This window comes from Streptomyces sp. NPDC026673, from assembly GCF_040638135.1.
Taxonomy (GTDB): domain Bacteria; phylum Actinomycetota; class Actinomycetes; order Streptomycetales; family Streptomycetaceae; genus Actinacidiphila.
Window position 1 is genome coordinate 33,529 of record NZ_JBEZXR010000063.1, and the last position, 20,268, is coordinate 53,796.

General features: G+C 72.2%; 21 protein-coding genes. 16 read left to right on the forward strand and 5 right to left on the reverse strand.

The features are described from left to right. Positions 1 to 59: 59 nt before the first annotated feature. Complete coding sequence (locus AB0F62_RS32085) at positions 60 to 1,511, forward strand: menaquinone biosynthesis decarboxylase (protein WP_361807286.1); 1,452 nt, start codon at positions 60 to 62, stop codon at positions 1,509 to 1,511. Beyond that, complete coding sequence (gene mqnP, locus AB0F62_RS32090; protein WP_361807289.1) at positions 1,508 to 2,431, forward strand: menaquinone biosynthesis prenyltransferase MqnP; 924 nt, start codon at positions 1,508 to 1,510, stop codon at positions 2,429 to 2,431. Before AB0F62_RS32085 ends, mqnP begins: the two co-directional genes overlap by 4 nt. Before the next feature lie 19 nt (positions 2,432 to 2,450). Here the strand turns inward: mqnP and AB0F62_RS32095 are convergent, their stop codons facing one another. The 3 genes from AB0F62_RS32095 to AB0F62_RS32105 form a co-directional block, all read right to left on the reverse strand. Beyond that, a complete protein-coding gene (locus AB0F62_RS32095) occupies positions 2,451 to 3,128 on the reverse strand; it encodes a DUF4870 domain-containing protein (protein WP_361807292.1) in 678 nt (225 codons plus the stop codon). A gap of 44 nt (positions 3,129 to 3,172) precedes the next feature. Next, positions 3,173 to 3,709, reverse strand: a complete 537-nt coding sequence (locus AB0F62_RS32100; protein WP_361807338.1) for a rhomboid family intramembrane serine protease — start codon at positions 3,707 to 3,709, stop codon at positions 3,173 to 3,175. Between the two features lie 201 nt (positions 3,710 to 3,910). Continuing rightward, complete coding sequence (locus tag AB0F62_RS32105) at positions 3,911 to 4,981, reverse strand: hypothetical protein (protein ID WP_361807295.1); 1,071 nt, start codon at positions 4,979 to 4,981, stop codon at positions 3,911 to 3,913. A gap of 95 nt (positions 4,982 to 5,076) precedes the next feature. On the opposite strand from AB0F62_RS32105, the gene AB0F62_RS32110 reads away from it, so the two are divergent. The 5 genes from AB0F62_RS32110 to AB0F62_RS32130 all read left to right on the forward strand — a co-directional run bounded on the left by AB0F62_RS32110 (position 5,077) and on the right by AB0F62_RS32130 (position 8,573). Continuing rightward, entirely contained in the window at positions 5,077 to 5,766 is a 690-nt protein-coding gene (locus AB0F62_RS32110; RefSeq protein WP_361807298.1) for a UbiX family flavin prenyltransferase, read from the forward strand. 81 nt (positions 5,767 to 5,847) lie between these two features. Further along, positions 5,848 to 6,303, forward strand: a complete 456-nt coding sequence (locus tag AB0F62_RS32115; protein ID WP_361807301.1) for an Lrp/AsnC family transcriptional regulator — start codon at positions 5,848 to 5,850, stop codon at positions 6,301 to 6,303. Positions 6,304 to 6,350: 47 nt separating this feature from the next. Next, positions 6,351 to 7,514: an aminofutalosine synthase MqnE gene (gene mqnE / locus AB0F62_RS32120; protein ID WP_361807341.1), complete on the forward strand. Its 1,164-nt coding sequence runs from the start codon at positions 6,351 to 6,353 to the stop codon at positions 7,512 to 7,514. Positions 7,515 to 7,646: 132 nt separating this feature from the next. Then, positions 7,647 to 8,165: a GNAT family N-acetyltransferase gene (locus AB0F62_RS32125; protein ID WP_361807304.1), complete on the forward strand. Its 519-nt coding sequence runs from the start codon at positions 7,647 to 7,649 to the stop codon at positions 8,163 to 8,165. A 108-nt stretch (positions 8,166 to 8,273) separates the two neighbouring features. Next, entirely contained in the window at positions 8,274 to 8,573 is a 300-nt protein-coding gene (locus AB0F62_RS32130) for a DUF4229 domain-containing protein (protein ID WP_361807344.1), read from the forward strand. Positions 8,574 to 9,410: 837 nt separating this feature from the next. On the opposite strand, the gene AB0F62_RS32135 is transcribed toward AB0F62_RS32130, so the two are convergent. Then, positions 9,411 to 10,283 carry a MaoC/PaaZ C-terminal domain-containing protein gene (locus tag AB0F62_RS32135; protein WP_361807307.1) on the reverse strand — a complete coding sequence of 291 codons (873 nt, stop codon included), beginning with the start codon at positions 10,281 to 10,283 and terminating at the stop codon, positions 9,411 to 9,413. 426 nt (positions 10,284 to 10,709) lie between these two features. Continuing rightward, positions 10,710 to 10,913, reverse strand: coding sequence for a cold-shock protein (locus AB0F62_RS32140; RefSeq protein WP_354796699.1), 204 nt, complete (start codon positions 10,911 to 10,913; stop codon positions 10,710 to 10,712). 331 nt (positions 10,914 to 11,244) lie between these two features. Between AB0F62_RS32140 and AB0F62_RS32145 the strand changes: the two genes are divergently transcribed. The 9 genes from AB0F62_RS32145 to AB0F62_RS32185 all read left to right on the forward strand — a co-directional run bounded on the left by AB0F62_RS32145 (position 11,245) and on the right by AB0F62_RS32185 (position 19,868). Continuing rightward, entirely contained in the window at positions 11,245 to 12,081 is an 837-nt protein-coding gene (locus tag AB0F62_RS32145; RefSeq protein WP_361807347.1) for a menaquinone biosynthesis protein, read from the forward strand. Between the two features lie 220 nt (positions 12,082 to 12,301). Beyond that, positions 12,302 to 13,969 (forward strand): serine/threonine-protein kinase, encoded by a 1,668-nt coding sequence (locus tag AB0F62_RS32150; protein WP_361807311.1) that lies wholly within the window; start codon positions 12,302 to 12,304, stop codon positions 13,967 to 13,969. A 51-nt stretch (positions 13,970 to 14,020) separates the two neighbouring features. Next, a complete protein-coding gene (mqnC, locus tag AB0F62_RS32155; protein ID WP_361807314.1) occupies positions 14,021 to 15,220 on the forward strand; it encodes a cyclic dehypoxanthinyl futalosine synthase in 1,200 nt (399 codons plus the stop codon). A 22-nt stretch (positions 15,221 to 15,242) separates the two neighbouring features. Continuing rightward, complete coding sequence (locus AB0F62_RS32160) at positions 15,243 to 15,647, forward strand: hypothetical protein (protein ID WP_361807317.1); 405 nt, start codon at positions 15,243 to 15,245, stop codon at positions 15,645 to 15,647. 363 nt (positions 15,648 to 16,010) lie between these two features. Beyond that, a complete protein-coding gene (locus tag AB0F62_RS32165) occupies positions 16,011 to 16,700 on the forward strand; it encodes a demethylmenaquinone methyltransferase (RefSeq protein ID WP_361807320.1) in 690 nt (229 codons plus the stop codon). Between the two features lie 209 nt (positions 16,701 to 16,909). Further along, the gene (locus AB0F62_RS32170; RefSeq protein WP_361807323.1) at positions 16,910 to 18,199 is read left to right on the forward strand and encodes a geranylgeranyl reductase family protein; all 1,290 of its coding nucleotides are present in this window, start codon (positions 16,910 to 16,912) and stop codon (positions 18,197 to 18,199) included. A gap of 120 nt (positions 18,200 to 18,319) precedes the next feature. After that, positions 18,320 to 18,784: a helix-turn-helix domain-containing protein gene (locus tag AB0F62_RS32175; RefSeq protein ID WP_361807326.1), complete on the forward strand. Its 465-nt coding sequence runs from the start codon at positions 18,320 to 18,322 to the stop codon at positions 18,782 to 18,784. Then, positions 18,777 to 19,136, forward strand: a complete 360-nt coding sequence (locus AB0F62_RS32180; RefSeq protein ID WP_361807329.1) for a DUF4180 domain-containing protein — start codon at positions 18,777 to 18,779, stop codon at positions 19,134 to 19,136. Before AB0F62_RS32175 ends, AB0F62_RS32180 begins: the two co-directional genes overlap by 8 nt. A gap of 306 nt (positions 19,137 to 19,442) precedes the next feature. Further along, positions 19,443 to 19,868, forward strand: coding sequence for a hypothetical protein (locus tag AB0F62_RS32185; protein WP_361807332.1), 426 nt, complete (start codon positions 19,443 to 19,445; stop codon positions 19,866 to 19,868). Positions 19,869 to 20,268: the final 400 nt, after the last annotated feature.

The following is a 20,268-nucleotide window of genomic DNA, read 5'->3' on the forward strand; positions in this document are numbered from 1 at the left end:
GGGGCGCGGCAGGGCCCCGGTGACGGGTCCAGGGTAGTGCGTGCCGGATACTGGACCGCATGGCTTACGACGATCTTCGCTCGCTGCTGAGGGCCCTCGAGAAGGAGGGGGACCTCAAGCGCGTCAAGGCCGAGGTCGACCCGTATCTGGAGGTCGGGGAGATCGTCGACCGCGTCAACAAGGCGGGCGGCCCGGCGCTGCTGTTCGAGAACGTCAAGGGCTCCTCGATGCCCCTGGCGATGAACGTGTACGGCACCGACCGCCGGCTGCTGAAGGCGCTCGGCCTGGCGTCCTACGCCGACATCAGCGACCGCATCGGCGGGCTGCTCAAGCCGGAGCTGCCGCACGGCTTCGTCGGGGTGCGCGAGGCCTTCGGGAAGCTCGCCGGGATGACGCACGTCCCGCCGAAGAAGGTGAAGGACGCGCCCGTCCAGGAGGTCGTCCTCACCGGCGACGACGTCGACCTGGACGCGCTGCCCGCGCTCTTCACCTGGCCCGAGGACGGCGGCTCCTTCTTCAACCTCGGCCTGACCCACACCAAGGACCCCGAGACCGGCATCCGCAACCTGGGCCTGTACCGGCTGCAGCGGCACGACCGCCGCACCATCGGGATGCACTGGCAGATCCACAAGGACAGCCGCAACCACTACCAGGTCGCCCAGCGGCGCGGGGAACGGCTCCCGGTGGCCATCGCGTTCGGCTGCCCGCCCGCCGTGACCTACGCCTCGACCGCACCGCTGCCCGGCGACATCGACGAGTACCTCTTCGCGGGCTTCGTCGGGGGCAGGCGGATCGAGATGGTCGACTGCAAGACGGTCCCGCTCCAGGTGCCCGCCCAGGCCGAGGTGGTGCTGGAGGGCTGGCTGGAGCCCGGGAAGATGCTGCCCGAGGGGCCGTTCGGGGACCACACCGGCTTCTACACCCCGCAGGAGCCCTTCCCCGCGCTGACCATCGACTGCGTGACGATGCGGAAGCGGCCGCTGCTGCAGTCCATCGTGGTGGGCCGGCCGCCCACCGAGGACGGCCCGCTGGGCCGGGCCACCGAGCGGTTCTTCCTCCCGCTGCTGAAGATCATCGTGCCGGACATCGTGGACTACCACCTGCCGGAGGCGGGCGGCTTCCACAACTGCGCCATCGTCTCCATCGACAAGAAGTACCCCAAGCACGCCCAGAAGGTCATGCACGCCATCTGGGGCGCGCACATGATGTCGCTGACCAAGCTGATCGTCGTGGTCGACGCCGACTGCGACGTGCACGATCTGCACGAGGTCGCCTGGCGGGCCCTGGGCAACACCGACTACGCCCGCGACCTGTCGGTGGTCGAAGGTCCCGTGGACCACCTCGACCACGCCTCCTACCAGCAGTTCTGGGGCGGCAAGGCGGGTATCGACGCGACCCGGAAGCTGCCCGAGGAGGGCTACACCCGCGACGGCGGCTGGCCCGAGATGGTGCTCTCCGACCCGGAGACCGCCGCGAAGGTCGACCGCCGCTGGAAGGAGTACGGCCTGTGAGCGCCGAGTCCGCGACACCGGATCTCTTCGGACCCTCGCCCCGCCCGGACGGCAAGGTCCGGGCGTTCCTGCGGCTGGTGATGATCGAGCACTCGGTCTTCGCCCTGCCCTTCGCCTACATCGCCGCGCTGAGCGCGATGTTCGCGCAGGACCGGACCGTGCACTGGTGGCAGCTCTTCCTGATCACCGTCGCCATGGTCGGACTGCGCACCTTCGCGATGGCCTGCAACCGGATCATCGACCGCGAGATCGACGCCCGCAATCCGCGCACCGCGGGGCGTGAACTGGTCACCGGTGCCGTCTCGGTGCGCTCGGCGTGGACCGGCGCGATCATCGCCGTGGTCTTCTTCCTGGGCGCCGCCGCCCTGCTCAACCCGCTGTGCCTGGCGCTCGCGCCGATCGCGGTGGTGCCGATGGTGGTCTACCCGTACGGCAAGCGCTTCACCGACTATCCGCACGCCATCCTGGGCCTCGCCCAGGCCATGGGCCCGGTCGGCGCCTGGCTCGCGGTCTCCGGCACGTGGTCCTGGGACGCCGTCGTCCTCGGCCTCGCGGTGGGCGTGTGGATCGGCGGCTTCGACCTGATCTTCGCGTGCCAGGACGTCGCCGCCGACCGTGCCCACGGGGTGCGCTCGGTCCCGGCCCGCTTCGGCGTCGACGGCGCGCTGTACGGCGCCCGGGTCAGCCACGTGGTGACCACCGTGCTGCTCGTCTGGTACGGGCTGGCGGTCGGCGCCGGTGCCTTCTGGTGGGTCGGCATGCTGATCGTGGGCGGCGCCTTCGTCTACGAGCACAGCATCGTGAAGCCCGGCGACCTCAGCCGGCTCAACCGGGCCTTCTTCACCGTCAACGGCTTCATCGGCATGGCGCTGTTCGTCTGCGCCCTGCTGGACCTCGCGGTGCGGGGCCTGGGCGTCTGACGCCCGGGCCCCGGTGCCGTCAGCTCTTGACGAACGGCAGCGCGAAGATCCTGGGGTAGCTCCACCAGTGGCCGCCACTGGCCTTGGTGCAGCCGATGATGCTGAAGATCAGCCCGATGAGGGTGTGCAGTACGGCCAGGGCCAGCAGGACGAAGGCCGCGATGGGCAACCAGGCCGGGCCGTCGTGCTCCAGCATGGCCACGCCGGCGATGCCCGCTCCGTAGCCCGCGATGCCGAGCACGCCCACGATGGCCGAGGTGATCCCGTAGTTGATCCCCTGGGCGGCGTGGTGCCGGATGAAGGGGTCGTGCCTGTTCCGCTCGTTGGTGCGGATGACCAGCGGGGCGATCCACGCGAGCGCCCAGCCGAGGCAGCACACGCTGCTGCCCGCCACCAGGGTGAGCAGTGCCCCCAGGTGAGCCCACATCGCCGTCGTGGTGGGCGGCTTGAGGGGCGGCGGCGGGTACGGCAGGGGGCCCTGGCCGTAGCCGTATCCGTAGCCGTACGGAGGCGCCGGCGGGGCGGGCTGCTGGTACGGGGGCGGCGGCGACGGTATGTCGTGGGGCCCCGGCGGGGGCTGCCGCAGCGCGTCCACCGCCGGGCCGCAGCCGGGCTCCGGCGGGGCCTGGCCCTGCGGTGGCACAGGAGGAGCCGCGTCCTGTGGTGGTACGTCGTCGTGCTTGCCGAAATCGGTCATCGAACAACCGCCCCCCGTCGATTCGTTTCCGGGATCCTACGGCCTCATCTGATCAGCCCGTCGGCGGGGCGGTCCCGGAAGAGGAAGGCACCGCAGACGCCGCCGACGAGGCCGAAGAGATGGCCCTGCCAGGAGACCCCCGCGGCGGTGGGCAGCACACCCCACAGGATGGAGCCGTAGGCCACGGCGACGATCAGGCCGACGGCGATGTCGATGAGGCGCCGGTCGACGAACCCGCGCACCAGCAGATAGCCGAAGAGACCGAAGACGACCCCCGAGGCACCCGCGGTGTTGGTGCCGGACGGGGCCACCAGCCAGACCCCACCGCCGCTGGCCATGACGATGACGAAGACCACGCTCAGGAAGCGGGTGGTGCCCCGCAGCGCCGCGAGGAAGCCCAGCACCAGCAGCGGAAGGCTGTTGGCGGCGACGTGGTGGAAGCCGAAGTGGATGAAGGCGGCGGGGATGATGTCGCGCAGCTCGCCGAGCTGCCGCGGCACGATGCCGAAGGTGTCGAGCGCGTGACCGGTCATCACGTCGACGGACTCGATCATCCACAGCAGCCCCACCCAGGTGAGCATGAGCGCTCCGGCCGTCCACGCCCGGGCCCCCGGGCCCGGCGCGGCGCCGCTGCGGGCGCCTCGCCGGGCGTCATCGGCGTCATGGCCGGCGACGGGTTCGTACGCCACAGGTGCCCCCAAGTGGTTGTCCACCGTCCGCCTGGCCGACCAGGCTTCCCTCACGGTAGACAACGACACGGGCATCCGCGGCGGTTCCGCGTCCTACTCGTCCATTCCGCCCATCATGAACTGCATCATGGCGCCCATGATGTCCTGGGGGTTCAGCGGAGTGGCCCCGGCCGGGGCGGCGACGGGTGCCGCGTCGGAGGCGAAGCCGACGGTCAGCGGCAGCGCGCCGTGGATCTCGTCGGTCGTGTCGAACTGGTCGAAGTCCAGGCTGATCCCCGACAGCGTGCCGTCCTTGACGGCGACGTCCAGGATGACGTTCTTGTCGGGCACGTCCTTCAGGTCGGAGAGCGCGGCCCCGTCCGGCAGCTGGCCCGCCAAGGGCTCCAGGGCCTCGGCCAGCGCGTCGGCCGTCTTCCCCGCGGACACGGTGACCTTGACGTGGTCGACGCCGTCCTTGCTGCCGGCGTCGGCGAACTTCGCGTTGTGCTCGATGGCCTTGCGCAGCGCCTTGGTGATCCGCTTCTGCGTCTTGGCGTCCAGCGCCGAGGCGTTCGGGAGCGGCGAGCCGGCGGGGCCGTTCTCGGCCATGCTCTCGGCGAACTCCGTGAAGGCCTTGGGGTCGACGGAGACCCACTTGCCGCCGAGCGCGTCCTTGACCGACTTGTACGAGGAGGGCAGGTCGTCCGCGGCGTCCAGGAACTGCTCCATCCCCGACATGTCGCCCTTGCTCTTCCCGGTGTCGAGCTCGCCGGCGAGCGACATGAACCGCCGCAGGTCCATCCGCAGGTAGGCCTTCCCGCCCGCCACACCGCGGACCTCCATCAGGTCCTTGCCCTGGCCGAGTGAGATCCGCAGCGCCAGGGAGGTGCCGCCCTCCTTGACGTCCTTCAGCGGCTTGTCCGCGCTCATGGACAGCGAGACGTCGAAACCGGCGAGCATCTGGGCGTTCTTCCGGGTGAAGCCGTCCGAGCCCTTCAGCGCGGACCATATCTGCTGCTCACTGCCGTCGAAGCCCACGGACACCGTGACGGCCTTCTGCTCGCCGAGCCGGTCCAGCGCCCGCTGGACCTTGGCACCGGCGCTCAGGTTCTCGGCGGTGCCGCACGCGGCGGCGGTGGAGGCGATGAAGGCGGCGCATCCGACGGCGGCGATGCCCTTGCGCATGGTGTTGATGGTGTTCTCCTCGATCGGTACAGGAACGCATGAAGGACCCGTGAGGTGGGCGGAAGGTTGTACGAGCGCCCGGATAGGCTCGCAGTATGGACGACAGCGAGCGCGGGACACCCTGGGTGGTCGGGGTCTCCGGAGCCTCCGGGACGCCGTACGCCGCGGCGGTGCTGCGTGCGCTGCTGCACGCGGGCGAGGCGGTGGACCTGGTGGTCAGCCGTGCCGCTCGGCTCACCGTCCTGGACGAGACCGGCGCGCCCTTCCGCGACGCGCACTGGCGCGAGGACCTGGCACGCTGGCTCGCGCGCGGCGCGGACGGCACCCCGGACCGGTTCGAGACCGACCGGAGCCGGGTGCGGTACTGGTCCGCCGGGGACCTCGCGGCCGGTCCGAGCTCGGGTTCGTACCCGGTCAAGGGCATGCTGATCGTGCCGGCGAGCACGGCCTGCGTGGCGGGGGTCGCCCTCGGGCTCTCCAAGGACCTGCTGCAGCGGGCGGCGAGCGTCACCCTGAAGGAGGGCCGGCCGCTGGTCGTCGCCGTCCGCGAGACCCCGCTCGGCGGCCAGACCCTGAAGCACCTGGTCGCACTGGACGAGGCGGGCGCCGTCGTGCTGCCGGCCTCGCCGGCCTTCTACGCGGGGGCCACCCACATCCAGGACCTGGTCGACTTCGTCGCCGGGCGGGCGCTGGACGCCGTGGGGGTGCCGCACAAGCTGTACCGCCGCTGGGAGGGCGAGCTGGGCGGAGCCGGAGCCGCAGCCGACGGGGCAGCCGTGGATTGATGCGCAGGGCACATCCCCGCCCATGCCTTAGATTCTTGTCCTGACAGCGCAGTCGCGGCACGAATGAAGGGGTCCAGTCTGATGGACGCGGTGGACAGGCAGCTCATCCAGGCCCTCCGTGAGAACGGCCGGGCCTCGTACGCCGAGCTGGGCCGGCTGGTGGGCCTGTCCGGACCGAGCGTCACCGACCGGATCAACCGTCTGGAACAGGCCGGAGTGATCACCGGCTACCGGGCCACCATCCGCCCCGCGGCCCTCGGCCTCGGGGTGACCGCCCTGGTGGGCCTGCAGCTCAGCGACGCCGCCGACCACGAGGACGTGGCCACCCGGCTGCGCGACCTGGACGAGATCGAGGACTGCTGGTTCATCGCCGGCGACGACTCGTACATGCTCAAGGTGCGCGTGCCGGACGTCGACGGCCTGGAGCACACCATCCGCCGGCTGTCCGGCACCAAGGGCGTCTCCCGGACCCGCACCACCATCGTGCTCTCCACGAAGTGGGAGAACCGGGTCGGAGAACTGCCCGAGAACATCTAGGCGTAAGGTCGAACGGTCGATTTCTGATGGTGAAGGCGAGGCGGGCGATGGACTCGGGGCTCAAGCGCGAGCTGGAGGAGAAGGTCTACGCGGGTGAGCGGCTGACCCGCGAGGACGGTATCGCCCTGTACGAGTCGGACGACCTGGCCTGGCTGGGCGGCCTCGCCCACCACGTGCGGACGCGGAAGAACGGCGACGTCGTCCACTTCAACGTCAACCGTCACCTCAACATGACGAACGTCTGCACCGCCTCCTGCGCCTACTGCTCCTTCCAGCGCAAGCCGGGGGAGAAGGACGCCTACACGATGCGCATCGAGGAGGCCGTCCGGCTCGCCAAGGCGATGGAGGGCGAGAACCTCACCGAGCTCCACATCGTCAACGGTCTCCACCCGACGCTGCCGTGGCGCTACTACCCGCGGTCGCTGAAGGCGCTCAAGGAGGCGCTTCCGAACGTCTCCCTGAAGGCCTTCACCGCCACCGAGATCCACCACTTCGAGACGATCTCCGGGATGAGCGCGAGCGAGATCCTGGACGAGCTGATCGAGGCCGGCCTGGAGTCGCTGACCGGCGGCGGCGCCGAGATCTTCGACTGGGAGGTGCGGCAGCACATCGTCGACCACCGCACCCACTGGGAGGACTGGTCGCGCATCCACCGCCTGGCGCACGAGAAGGGCCTCAAGACCCCGTGCACCATGCTGTACGGGCACATCGAGGAGCCCCGGCACCGGGTGGACCACGTGCTGCGGCTGCGCGAGCTGCAGGACGAGACCGGCGGCTTCCAGGTCTTCATCCCGCTGCGCTACCAGCACGACTTCGTCGACATGAAGGACGGCAAGGTCCGCAACACCCTCCAGGCGCGCACCACGATGGCCACCGGCGCCGAGGCGCTGAAGACCTTCGCGGTCTCGCGGCTGCTGTTCGACAACGTGCCGCACGTGAAGGTGTTCTGGGTCATGCACGGCGTGCAGACCGCCCAGCTCGCACTGCAGCACGGCGCGGACGACATGGACGGCTCGGTCGTCGAGTACAAGATCACGCACGACGCCGACAACTACGGCACGCCCAACAAGCTCACCCGCGACGACCTGCTGGAGCTCATCCAGGACGCGGGCTTCCGCCCGGTCGAGCGCAACACCCGCTACGAGATCATCCGCGAGTACCCGGGTCCCGACGCGGCGCGCCGCGAGTCGCCGCAGCCGATGCGGCTCTGACACACCGATCGGCTCCCCGCGCCGGGGTGGTCCCGGGCGCGGGGAGCCACCGGGGGCTCCCCTTAACGTGGATGTCGTCCGGCGGCAGTGCCCCCGTCAATCGCTGTCAGCCCGGATGCCTAGGGTTGCGCCATGGCACTGCGCTTCACCCTCGACCCCCAGCTCACCCCCGTACTGCGCGGACAGCTCGTCTCCTTGTGGACCGACGTCACCAACGCGGGCGGTGCCGTCGGCTTCGTCCCGCCCGTGGGCCGGGCGGATGTCGCCCCCGAGGCGGAACGCCACTACACGGCGATGTCCGAGGGCCGGGCGCACATGGTCGCCGGCTTCGACGGCGACCGGCTGGCGGCCTCGACCTTCCTCACCTTCAACACCCACCGCCTGATGAAGCACTGGGCCTGGCTCTACACCGTCATGGTCGACCCCGCCCTCCAGGGCCGCGGGCACGGCGCGGAGCTGCTGCAGGCCGCCGAGCGGGCCGGCCGCGACCTCGGCCTCGAGGGGCTGAAGCTCAGCTGCCGCAGCGGCATGGGGCTGGAGCACTTCTACGCCCGCGCCGGCTACAAGGAGGTCGGCCGCGTCCCCGCGGCGATACGCGTCGCCGCAGGTGACGACCGCGACGACATCACGATGTGGCTCCCGCTGACCTGACGGTTCCCGGCCCGTGCTTCACTGGTGCGGGTACGTCCGGTACGTCCCGCGGGCCGGAACGAGGGAAACGAAGGAAGTGCATCGACCGTGAGCTGGAAGCCGAGCCCCATGCTGCGCTACTCCCTGATGCGCCTTGGCCTCTTCGCCGTTTGCTTCCTGGTGATCTGGGGGCTGGTGTACGTCCGCGTGCTGCCCGCCGGTCTCGGTGACTCCAACCTGCTGTGGGTCATGCTGCTCGCGCTCGTGATCAGCGCGCCGCTCAGCTTCGTCGTGCTGCGCGGGGTGCGGGAGCAGGCCTCGGTGCAGGTCGCCTCGCGCGTGGAGCGCACGAAGGCGAACCTCGCGGCCAACGCCGCGCAGGAGGACGAGGTGGACGACGCCTCGCGCGCGGCGGCGCAGAGCAGCTGACAGCTGCCGCGCCCCTGGTGAACTTTGCCTGCCCCGGCCTGGAGACCCTGCTCGCCCGCGCTTGGGGCCGGGGTGCGACGTCGGCGCGACGCGGTCGCGGCGCCCTGATGGTCCGGCTGGCCCGCCGTCTCGCTCCCTTCGGTCGCAGAGATGCGGGCTGCGGATGGGAGGGTGGGGCGGCCCTCTTCAGCAGTGTGCGGGTGGGTGCGTGGCGGGCGTTCAGGCGCCGGAGCGGATGGGCTTTCCAGTGGCGCGGCTCTCGTTGCCGTCCGCGGGTACAGATGGCTGCTTCCACGCCTACTCCCGGTGGTGGGCGCGCCTGCCGTGACCGGCGACTGCGGCTGATTCGGGGTGCTGTTGAGCGGCCTGTGGGACATCGGGCTCGCTTTCGCCGATATGTTCGGCGGAACAGAGCCCGATCTTTGAGCCAGGGAAGATCGGGCCCGCTTTCGCCGACATAGTCGGCGAAACAGAGCCCGATCTCGGTAGACCAGCCGCCGAGCCCGCTTCCTGCCGGGGAATCACCCGCAGACGCCGGTTACGGCGGGCGCGCCATCCACGGAGGGTGGGCATGGCAACCAGCCATCTCTACCCGCGGACGGCAACGAGACCGGCACCCCGCGAACAACCGGCCCCGCTCCGGAGCCTGAACCCCCGCCGACCACCGGCCCGCACACTGCCAACCGGCCTCAGGCTCCCACCCTCCCATCCGCAGCCCGCCGCTGTGCGACCGAAGGGAGCGGGACGGCGAGAGAGCCGAATCCCCACCGCCCCCACGCCACACCGTTCTCGACGGCCGGCCGCATGACCACGCGGGCCGGCCCCGGCCCGAGGCTGTCAGCCCGTACGCGGCGGGAGCTCCACCGTCCCGGAGAGATGGAGCCGATCCCCGGAGCGGACGGCGAAGGCACCGCTCGCGGCGGCGTACGAGACGGTGGCGGGCAGCAGGACGGGGGCCTTGAACTCGGCCCGCAGGGTGACCTCTTCGGCGTCCTCCGGTACGGCCTCGGCGGCGCAGCGCGCCACGGTCCACATCCCGTGCGCGATGGCCCGGGGGAAGCCGAACGGGCGCGCGGTCAGCGGATGGACGTGGATGGGGTTCCAGTCGCCGGACACGGAGGCGTGGCGGCGGCCGAGGTCCGCGGGCAGCCGCCATTCGGCCACGGTGGGCAGCACCGCCTCGCTGCCGAGCGCGGGGCTGCCGCTGCCCGTGGCCTCGCGGTCCGTGGCCCTGCGGCTCGTACCGCCCTCTCGCGTGCCGTTCCCGCGGGTCCGTGCGAGATAGCCGCTGCGGTCCGCCCAGACGACCTCCCCGTCGATCAGTGCCTCCGTGACGATGACGGCCTCCACGCCGCGCCGGTGGGGCCGCAACCCCTCGGCCCGGACGGTGATGCCGGGGCGTTCGCCTGGCGGGATCGGGCGCCGCTGGACGATCTCGATCGAGGTGTGCACCAGCCCGAGCAACGGCAGCGGGAACCGCCGGTCCGCCATCAGCCGGGCGGCGAGCGGAAAGCCGAGGATGTGGGGATAGGTCAGCGGGAGCCGGTCGGAGCGGCGGAAGCCGCACACCGCGGCGTAGGCCGCGAGCCGGTCGGGGTCCACCCGGACGGCGGGCGCGCCGGGGCGGTCGGCGGGCAAGGGCGCATCCGCGTCGGGGCGCTTGCCGACGCCGGTCAGAACGCCTTTGGCGAGGGTGAGGAGCAGCGGCATCGTGATTTCCCGCGGGGTCGGTCGACGGTCGGGTGGGGATCGTGGGTGGGCGGTGCCCCCGGGGCCTCTCCTGGTTCGGCGGCAAATTCACCCCGAGTAAGGTTACCGCCGGTAACGCCTCTGGGGGAGGGCTCTGCGCGGCGGCCGGCCGCCGGTACTCCGGGGAGGGGTGGAGCGCGGGCGGGGTGAATTCCACCGTTTCCCCGGCGGAGTCCGTATGCCGTTTCGCCGTGCTTCCCGCGGAATTCGCGGAGCCTTCGGGTCATCCCACCCGTCGGTGAAACCGCGCCGGGCGGTCGATCGCCTCGACTTCGCCGCGCGCTGTGGGCGGCGCCCCGACCCGCGGGTCCGGAAAGGCAGGAGCCCCGCACGGCAGTGCGGGGCTCCTTGGGTACTGCTCGTTGGGTACTACGGGTCAGTCCGCGATCAGGCGGGGCTGACGTTCTCGGCCTGCGGGCCCTTCGGACCCTGCGTGACGTCGAAGGTCACCGCCTGGTTCTCCTCCAGCGAACGGAAGCCGGAGGCGTTGATCGCGGAGTAGTGGACGAAGACATCGGGGCCGCCGCCGTCCTGGGCGATGAAGCCGAAGCCCTTCTCGGCGTTGAACCACTTGACGGTTCCGGTAGCCATAAGCCCTCCTTGGGCCAAAGGGTTGCCCTGCTCCAGAACCTGCCCTGCTCACTGCAAGAAGTCTGAAAACTACAAAAGCCCGCGGTCACATGCTCCGCAGGCTCTGTACTGCAAGGGAAACCAAACTGCAACTTGCGACGACAGTAGCACGGAGCATCTGCGCCGGGGAAGAGCGACAAGATCGGAATTCACCCGCGCCGCCCAGGGTGCCGGGGGAGGGCGGTTGCCGTGCCGCCGCGCGCCGCCCGCCCGGCCCCGCCGAAAGATCCCCGGGGCGGGGGTCTAGCCTCCTGATGTGGACAAATCTGCGCCGCTCCCATTCGCCGGTGATGTGCGCCGGGCCCGGCCCCGCGTCGGGCACATCCAGTTCCTGAACTGCGTGCCTCTTTACTGGGGACTCGCCCGAACGGGTGCCCTGCTGGACCTGGAACTGACCAAGGACACGCCGGAGAAGCTCAGCGCCCGGCTCGTCGCCGGGGATCTGGACGTCGGTCCGATCACCCTGATGGAGTACCTCCGGCACGCCGACGAGCTGATCGCGCTCCCGGACATCGCCGTCGGCTGCGACGGCCCGGTGATGTCCTGCGTGATCGTGAGCCAGGTGCCGCTGAGCGCCCTGGACGGGGCCCGGGTCGCCCTCGGCTCCACCAGCCGCACCTCGGTCCGCCTCGCCCAGCTGCTGCTCGCCGACCAGTACCGGGTCGAGCCCGAGTACTACACCTGCCCGCCGGACCTCTCGCTGATGATGCAGGAGGCCCAGGCCGCCGTCCTGATCGGCGACGCGGCGCTGCGCGCCTCGCTGCACGACGCGCCGCGGCTCGGCCTGGAGGTCCACGACCTCGGGCTGATGTGGAAGGAGTGGACGGGGCTGCCCTTCGTCTTCGCCGTGTGGGCCGCCCGCCGCGACTACCTGGCCGCCCGCCCCGACGTGGTGCACGAGGTGCACCGGGCCTTCCTGTCCTCCCGCGACCTGAGCATGGAGGAGGTGGAGAAGGTCGCCGAGCAGGCGGCCCGCTGGGAGGCCTTCGACGCCCGCACCCTCCAGCGCTACTTCACCACGCTGGACTTCTCGCTCGGCCCCGAGCAGCTGACCGGCATCGCGGAGTTCGCCCGCAGGGTGGGCTTCCCGGAGCAGGCGCGCGTCGAACTGCTGCGCCCCGAGGGCTGATCGCGTCCGGCCGGCGGCGGAGGCCGCCGCCGGCCAGGCCCCCGCGGGCCCCGGCGCGCCACCCCGGCGGCGGCCTCCGCGGGCCCACTACGATCGGCCGCGGACACCGGTGGCGACACCGGCCGCCGGACCCGCCCCGGCGGGGCCACGACGGCTGGGGTGACCACGGCGGCCACGGGTACAACTCCTGAGACCTTCCGCACCGGCGAGAGGCGCGCAGATGCAGCCCCTGCAAGCGAACGACCCCCCGGCGATAGGCCCGTACCGCCTCCTCGGCCGGCTCGGGTCGGGCGGGATGGGCCGGGTCTACCTGGGGCGCAGCCCGGGCGGCCGGACGGTCGCCGTCAAGGTGGTGCGCTCGGAACTCGCGGACGACCTGGAGTTCCGGACCCGGTTCCAGCGCGAGGTCGACGCGGCCCGCCGGGTCGGCGGCGCGTGGAGCGCGCCGGTGCTGGACGCCGACACGGACTCGCCGGTGCCGTGGGTGGCCACCCGCTACGTCGCCGGGCCCGCCCTCTCCGAGGCCGTCACCACCTTCGGGCCGCTGCCCGCGGAGGGGGTACGGGCGCTGGGCGCGGGGCTGGCCGAGGCGCTCGAGGCCGTGCACGGACGGGGGCTGGTGCACCGCGACATCAAGCCGTCCAATGTGCTGCTCTCGCTCGACGGCCCCGTACTGATCGACTTCGGCATCGCCCGTGCCATGGACGCCACGGCGGCCCTGACCGGCAAGGGCGCGGTCGTCGGCTCGCCCGGCTACATGGCGCCGGAACAGGTCACGGGCAGACCCGCCGGCCCCGCCGCCGACATCTTCGCCCTCGGCGCCGTGCTGGCCTTCGCGGCGACCGGCCGGGGCCCGTTCAGCGGGGACAGCGCGGCCGTCCTGCTCTACAAGGTCGCCCACGAGGAACCCGAACTCGACGGCATGCCGGACGAGCTGCGCCGGATCGCCGAGTCCTGCCTCGCCAAGGACCCCTCCGTACGCCCGACGCCGCGTCAGGTCGCCGAGCTGCTGGCACCCGGCAGCGAGGCGGCCTCGATGGTGCGGGCCGGCTGGCTGCCCGCCCCGCTGACGGAGCGGCTGGGGCGGCAGGCCGTCGAGCTGCTCGACCTCGAACCCACCCCGCCCCCCGGCACGCCCGGCTCGGCCACCGGCACCCCCGGCGCGACCAACGGCAGCCACGGCACCTACGGTTCGCACCCCTCGTACGGGACGTTCGGCCCGCCGCCGTCCCTCACCGAGCCGCAGGACGCGCCGCCGTTCGCCGCCACGCCCACCCCCGCCCCGGGGCCCCGCCGCGGGCGCTCGCGGGTGGCCGCGGCGGTCGCGACGGGGATCCTGCTCGTCGCGGCCGCGGTGACGCTGGCGATCGTGCTGCCGGGCCTCGGCGACGGCTCGGACGAGGCCAAGGGGGGTGAGCGCACCCCCTCGCGCGGCGCGAGCACCGCGCCCTCGACCTCGACTTCCTCCTCCACGTCCGCGTCTCCGGCCTCTTCCTCGCCGTCGGCCCCGGAACCGAAGGTGCCCGAACTCCCCAAGGCCTTCGTCGGCACGTGGAAGGGCGACACCGTCACCGCCCACGGTGTGCCGGGCACGCTGGAGATCACCCTCCGCGAGGGCAAGGTCGGCGCGGTCGTCGGACGGGACAAGAGCGTCCTGGACCTGCTCGGCCAGACCTACGACTGCAGCGGGGACTGGAAGCTCGCCGAGGCCACGGCGAAGAGCATCGTCCTCGACACCAGCGGCGGCACCAACCCGCACCCCGGAGTCTGCTCGGACGGCTCGACGAACGAGCGGTTCACGCTCGAGGACGACGGCTCGCTGCACTACCGGTCGGGCGACTCCCTGGCCGGACAGCCGGAAGGGGACCTCAGGAAGCAGGGCGGCTGACCCCCTGGCGTAGGCTGAGCGGGTCCGTCACACCCCTCGGAAGGATGCCCGGTGAGCGAGAACGCCGACCTCCAGTCCGTCCTCGACCGCGCCGCCGACGGCGGTCGCATCACCCCCGAGGAGGCGCTCGACCTCTACCGCTCCGCGCCCCTCCACGCGCTCGGCTCCGCCGCCGACGCCGTACGCCGCCGCCGCTACGCGGGTGTCGAGCACATCGCGACGTACATCATCGAGCGCAACATCAACTACACCAACGTCTGCGTGACGGCGTGCAAGTTCTGCGCCTTCTACGCCGCGCCCAAGGACACCGCCAAGGGCTGGACCCGCGACCTGGACGACATCCTGCGCCGCTGCGCGGAGACCGTCGAACTCGGCGGCACCCAGATCATGTTCCAGGGCGGCCACCACCCCGACTACGGCGTCGAGTACTACGAGAAGCACTTCAGCGCCATCAAGCAGGCGTTCCCGCAGCTGGTCATCCACTCCCTCGGCGCCTCCGAGGTCGAGCACATGGCCCGCATCTCCAAGGTGTCGGTGGAGGAGGCCATCACGCGCATCCACGCCGCGGGCCTGGACTCCTTCGCCGGCGCCGGCGCGGAGCTGCTGCCGGAGCGGCCGCGGAAGGCGATCGCCCCGCTGAAGGAGAGCGGCGAGCGCTGGCTGGAGATCATGGAGACCGCGCACAACCTGGGCGTGGAGTCGACCTCCACGATGCTCATGGGCACCGGCGAGACCAACGCCGAACGCATCGAGCACCTGCGCATGATCCGCGACGTCCAGGACCGCACGGGCGGCTTCCGCGCCTTCATCCCGTACACCTACCAGCCCGAGAACAACCACCTGAAGGGCCGCACCCAGGCGACGCTCTTCGAGTACCTGCGGATGATCGCCATCGCGCGGATCTTCCTGGACAACGTCGCCCACATCCAGGGCTCCTGGCTCACCACGGGCAAGGAGGCCGGCCAGCTGTCGCTGCACTACGGAGCCGACGACCTCGGCTCGGTGATGCTGGAGGAGAACGTGGTCTCCTCCGCCGGCGCCAAGCACCGCTCCAACCGCATGGAGCTGATCCACCTGATCCGCGCCGCCGGACGGGTCCCCGCCCAGCGCGCCACGACCTACGAGCACCTCGTCATCCACGACGACCCGGCGAACGACCCGGTCGACGACCACGTCGTCTCCCACCTGTCGTCGACCGCCATCGAGGGCGGCACGGCGCACCCGGAGCTGAAGCTGCTCAGCACCTCCTGACGGCGCCGGTACGGATCCGCCGATGCTGACGATCCACTCCGGTACGGACGGCAGGGCCCTGCTGGTGGACGGCGGCCGCATCGCGGCCGCCGGCCCGCTCGACGCGGTGCGCGCGGCCCACCCGGGTGCCCGCGTCCGCTCCTGGCCCGGCGCGGTGCGTCCGGGGCTGACCCACGAGGGAGAGCTCCCGCAGGCCCCCACCCCGCGGGAGCGTGTGCACGCCCTGCTGCTGCGCGGCGTCACCGCCGTCGCGACCGCCCCGGCCGATCCCGCGCTGCGCTCCGCCCTGGACCGCAGCGGGCTGCTCCCGGCACGCCCGGCCCCCTCCCTGGAGCCGGGCGCCCGGGCCGACTTCGCCGTCTTCGACGAGGACGGCGCCTGTGTGGCCACCGTGATCGGCGGCCGGCTCCTGCATCGCCGGGCCTGACCGGGCCGACCGCCGCCTCGCCGGCCACAGATGTCGTACGTGCTCCCGCGCCGCATGGCGGTCCCCGGTCCGGGTGCCTCGCGGCGCCCGCCGGCGCGGCCCTCCCACGGCCGCCACCGGCGGCGCGCGGGCGAGCCCGCGGTGACAACCGCGCCTCCGCCGGTCATGCGTCGGGCGGCGACGCCGAAGCCGGTGATCGGGGGCGGATCCGGGGACGGGACCGGACGGTCGCCGAAGGGCCCGCGACGTGAGCCGCGCCGGACCCGCGCCACCCGCGGGCACCACGGGACGCCGCCCGGCGTTCCGCGGACGCACCCGGGGCCCCTGCGCGGGCCGCGGGGCGGCCGGGTGAACAATGGGGGCGTGACCCGAGCCTCCCTGGACAAGCAGCCGCACGAAGTCGCCGCGATGTTCGACGACGTCGCGGCCAACTACGACCTCACCAACGACGTGCTGTCGCTCGGCCAGGACCGGCGCTGGCGCAAGACCGTCGCCCAGGCCCTCGCCGTCCGTCCCGGCGAGCGCGTGCTGGACCTGGGCGCCGGCACGGGCACCTCCTCCCTGCCCTTCGCCGAGGCGGGTGCCCGCGTGGTGCCCTGCGACTTCTCCCTCGGCATGCTGCGCGAGGGCAAGCGCCGCCACCCCTTCCTGCCGCTCACCGCGGGCGACGCGACACGGCTGCCGTTCGCCGACGGGGTCTTCGACGCCGTGACGATCTCCTTCGCGCTGCGCAACGTCCACGACACCGACGCCGCGCTGCGCGAGATGCTGCGGGTCACCCGCCCCGGCGGCCGGGTCGTCATCTGCGAGTTCAGCCACCCCACCTGGGCGCCGTTCCGCACGGTCTACACCGAGTACCTCATGCGGGCGCTGCCGCCGGTCGCCCGCACGGTCAGCAGCAACCCCGACGCCTACGTCTACCTCGCCGAGTCGATCCGCGCCTGGCCCGACCAGCCCGCCCTCGCCGCGCGCCTGCAGAAGGCCGGCTGGTCGAAGGTCGCGTGGCGCAACCTGTCGGGCGGCATCGTGGCGTTGCACCGCGCGGTTCGCTGAGGATCCGCGCGGACGGGCGGGACGGCGTCGCGTGCCGATGGCTTGCGCCCCGCTCCCTGCTCCACCTCCACCCCACCCCATCCGCGCGGCCTCCAAGCCGGGGCGCCCGGTCCGCGCGTGAAAGCGGCACATAGACTGCACGGGTCCGGTCCGGCCGCCGCCGGCCGGTCGCAGACAGGCCGCATCGGCCCAGAGCAGCGAGGAGCACCGTGACCGAGACCGCCGCTTCGGAGCGCAGCGCCGATGTGATCGTCGTGGGTGCCGGGCCCGCCGGTTCGACGACGGCCTACTACCTGGCGAAGGCGGGACTCGACGTCCTGCTGCTGGAGAAGACCGCCTTTCCGCGCGAGAAGGTGTGCGGTGACGGTCTGACGCCCCGTGCGACCAAGCAGTTGGTCGCGATGGGCATCGACATCTCCGAGGAGGCCGGCTGGCTGCGCAACAAGGGCCTCCGCATCATCGGCGGCGGTGTCCGGCTGCAGCTGGACTGGCCCGACCTGGCCTCGTTCCCCGACTACGGGCTCGTGCGCAAGCGCGAGGACTTCGACGAACTCCTCGCCCGCCAGGCGCAGAAGGCCGGGGCCCGGCTGTACGAGCGCTGCAACGTGGGCGCCCCGATCCGGGACGAGCGCACCGGCCGGATCACGGGCGTCGAGGCCAAACTGGGCGAGGAGAAGACCCCGGTCACCTTCCACGCGCCGCTGGTGGTCGCCGCCGACGGCAACTCCACCCGGCTCTCCCTCCAGATGGGACTGCACCGCCGTGAGGACCGCCCCATGGGCGTGGCCGTCCGCACGTACTTCACCTCGCCCCGGCACGACGACGACTACCTGGAGTCCTGGCTGGAGCTGTGGGACCGGCGGGTCCCGGGCGACCCGCGGCTGCTGCCCGGCTACGGCTGGATCTTCGGCATGGGCGACGGCACGTCCAACGTCGGCCTCGGCGTCCTCAACACCTCCGCCTCCTTCAAGGAGCTGGACTGGCGCGAGGTGCTGAAGGCCTGGTGCGCCTCGATGCCCGAGGAGTGGGGCTACACCGAGGAGAACATGACCGGCCCCATCCGCGGCGCGGCGCTCCCGATGGCCTTCAACCGCCAGCCGCACTACACCAAGGGCCTGCTGCTGGTCGGCGACGCGGGCGGCCTGGTCAACCCGTTCAACGGCGAGGGCATCGCCTACGCGATGGAGTCCGGTCAGATCGCCGCCGACGTCATCGTGCAGGCCCACGCGCGCGGCACCGCCGCCCAGCGTGAGCTGGCGCTCCAGTCGTACCCGCGGATCCTGAAGGACACCTACGGCGGCTACTACACGCTCGGCCGGGCCTTCGTGAAGCTGATCGGCAACCCGAAGATCATGAAGCTGGCGACGCAGCGCGGCCTCACCCACCCGATGCTGATGCGCTTCACGCTGAAGCTGCTGGCCAACCTCACCGACCCGTCGGGCGGCGACGCGATGGACCGCGTCATCAACGGCCTGTCGAAGGTGGCACCGCGCTCCTGACCTTCCGGCATCCCACTCGCCGCGCCGGCCCGTGCAGACGGGCCGGCGCGGCTTTTTACCGTCCTCCTCTCCTTACGTATACATCCCTATCCGAATGTTCAAAGGGTAGGATGCGGAGTCATGGAGAAGGATTGGCTGTCCGTGGAGCAGGTCGCCGAGCGGCTCGGCCTGCATGTGCGCACGGTCCGCGGCTACATCCGCGACGGCCGGCTGAAGGCCGTGCGCATCGGGAAGCAGTACCGCGTCGCCCGAGCCGACCTGGACGCCTTCACCGGCCTTCCCGCGGCCGTCGCCCGGCACCGGGTGGAGGTCTCGGCCATCGTCGAGGTCGACGGCATCGGGGCGGCCGCGGCCGACCGCCTGGGCACCCTGCTGGTGGCCGGCGCCCAGATGGCGCGGGACCCCCACGAGTTGGCCCGGGTCCGGACGGCGTACGACGACGAACGCTCGCGGCTCAAGGTCGTGGTGCTCGGCGGTGCCGCGGCGACGGCGGACGTCCTGCGCACCATCGACAGCGTCCTGGAAGGGGAGAACGGCATGTTCGCGGTGGAGGAGAACCACGGTCGGGAGGCCGGCCGTGGCTGACGTGGTGACCGAGCGCCGGGGCGTGCCCGTCCTCGTCTGCGGCGAGGAGGGCGTGAGGATCGCCGGCGTCCAGGACGCGCTCGATGTGATCGGTTCCGCCTTCTCCCGTGCGGAGGTCGTGGCCGTCCCGGTCGCCCGGCTGGACGAGCGGTTCTTCGAGCTGCGCTCCGGCCTGGCGGGGGAGATCCTGCAGAAGTTCGTCAACTACCGCATCCGGCTGGCCGTCGTGGGCGACATCTCGGCGTACGTCGCTGCCAGTAAGGCCTTTCGGGATCTGGTCCGGGAGTCCGACCGGGGCGACGGGACGTGGTTCGTCGCCGACCTCGACGCCCTCGACGCCCGCCTGGGCTGACCGGGCGTCCGCCGGCCTGCCGGGCGAACTCGCCCGGGACCGGGAGCCGTTGCCCCGGTCCGACGCGCCGCGGGACGCCGGGCGGGAAGGTGAACTCCGGCGCGGCGGGCGCGGGTTCCGGCAGGCCCGGGAGGGCGGAGGCCGGTGGGGCGGATCCCGTCCTTCTTGACATCGATGTCGGTTGACATCGATGTCAGATGGGCCTGCCCCGTAGTCAGCTCGCGCCCGAAATGCGGGATTTGAGGCGCTGTGCTCATACTTTTGATCACTGCTCGGGGATCCGTGATCAAAAGAAGGGTGCAGTCAATGAGCACGCGCATAGCACAGAGCCTGGCCGCCGCGGCCGCATCGGTCCTGCTCGCCGGAGGGGGCGTGCTCGCCGCGGCCGGCCCGGTCTCGGCCGTCACCGCGGACCATCAGCCCAGCGACCGGCGCGGGGACGACCGCCGGGACGACAACCGTGGTGACGACCGCCGTGGTGATGACCGCCGTGGTGACGACCGTCGGGACGACAACCGTGGTGATGACCGTCGTGGCGACGACCGCCGCGGCGACGACCGCCGGGACGACCGGCGAGGCCACTGCTCCATCGGCCTGGGCTCCTGGAAGCTGGAGTACCGTCCCGGACGCCTCGTGCGGGTGAGCAGCCACGGGCGCGTCAAATGGGTCCGTACGCCGGGCCACTGGGTCAGGGTCTGGCACAGCGGAGGACGGGACTGCAACCGCCGCTGAACCCGACGTCCGGAGCCCGGCTCCCCGCCCCCGGCGGAGCCGGGCTCCGGCCCGTGAGCCCCGTCCGGGGCTCCCCGGTCGTCCGGCCCCGTGAGCGGTACCTCTCCTTGCGGCGGGGCCGGACTTTCGCGTGCGGCCGTGTGCGCCGGCGTATGGCGGCGTATGGCGGCGTGTGGCGGCGTGTGGCGGCCCTCCCCGGCGGCGGCGGGGGAGGAAGGCGCCGGGCGTCCCGGCGTGCCGGGTGCGTGCGTCCGGCCCGCGGCGGAGAGTGCCGCCGGGGGCGCAACGGCGGAGGCCGGCCGCCCCGGGGCGGGGGGCGGCCCCCGCGGGGGCGGGGGGGGCGGGTGAGGGCCCCCCCACCGGCGGCGGGGGCGGGTTGGTGGTAAACGGCGTGGTTTGG

What these genes read in the sequence shown, in the direction of transcription:
- AB0F62_RS32085 (WP_361807286.1), top strand. Translation starts at nt 60, where the DNA reads ATGGCTTACGACGATCTTCGCTCGCTGCTGAGGGCCCTCGAGAAGGAG.
- AB0F62_RS32095 (WP_361807292.1), bottom strand. Translation starts at nt 3,128, where the DNA reads ATGACCGATTTCGGCAAGCACGACGACGTACCACCACAGGACGCGGCT.
- AB0F62_RS32100 (WP_361807338.1), bottom strand. Translation starts at nt 3,709, where the DNA reads ATGCTCACCTGGGTGGGGCTGCTGTGGATGATCGAGTCCGTCGACGTG.
- AB0F62_RS32105 (WP_361807295.1), bottom strand. Translation starts at nt 4,981, where the DNA reads ATGCGCAAGGGCATCGCCGCCGTCGGATGCGCCGCCTTCATCGCCTCC.
- AB0F62_RS32110 (WP_361807298.1), top strand. Translation starts at nt 5,077, where the DNA reads ATGGACGACAGCGAGCGCGGGACACCCTGGGTGGTCGGGGTCTCCGGA.
- AB0F62_RS32115 (WP_361807301.1), top strand. Translation starts at nt 5,848, where the DNA reads ATGGACGCGGTGGACAGGCAGCTCATCCAGGCCCTCCGTGAGAACGGC.
- mqnE (WP_361807341.1), top strand. Translation starts at nt 6,351, where the DNA reads ATGGACTCGGGGCTCAAGCGCGAGCTGGAGGAGAAGGTCTACGCGGGT.
- AB0F62_RS32125 (WP_361807304.1), top strand. Translation starts at nt 7,647, where the DNA reads ATGGCACTGCGCTTCACCCTCGACCCCCAGCTCACCCCCGTACTGCGC.
- AB0F62_RS32130 (WP_361807344.1), top strand. Translation starts at nt 8,274, where the DNA reads ATGCTGCGCTACTCCCTGATGCGCCTTGGCCTCTTCGCCGTTTGCTTC.
- AB0F62_RS32135 (WP_361807307.1), bottom strand. Translation starts at nt 10,283, where the DNA reads ATGCCGCTGCTCCTCACCCTCGCCAAAGGCGTTCTGACCGGCGTCGGC.
- AB0F62_RS32140 (WP_354796699.1), bottom strand. Translation starts at nt 10,913, where the DNA reads ATGGCTACCGGAACCGTCAAGTGGTTCAACGCCGAGAAGGGCTTCGGC.
- AB0F62_RS32150 (WP_361807311.1), top strand. Translation starts at nt 12,302, where the DNA reads ATGCAGCCCCTGCAAGCGAACGACCCCCCGGCGATAGGCCCGTACCGC.
- AB0F62_RS32160 (WP_361807317.1), top strand. Translation starts at nt 15,243, where the DNA reads ATGCTGACGATCCACTCCGGTACGGACGGCAGGGCCCTGCTGGTGGAC.
- AB0F62_RS32175 (WP_361807326.1), top strand. Translation starts at nt 18,320, where the DNA reads ATGGAGAAGGATTGGCTGTCCGTGGAGCAGGTCGCCGAGCGGCTCGGC.
- AB0F62_RS32185 (WP_361807332.1), top strand. Translation starts at nt 19,443, where the DNA reads ATGAGCACGCGCATAGCACAGAGCCTGGCCGCCGCGGCCGCATCGGTC.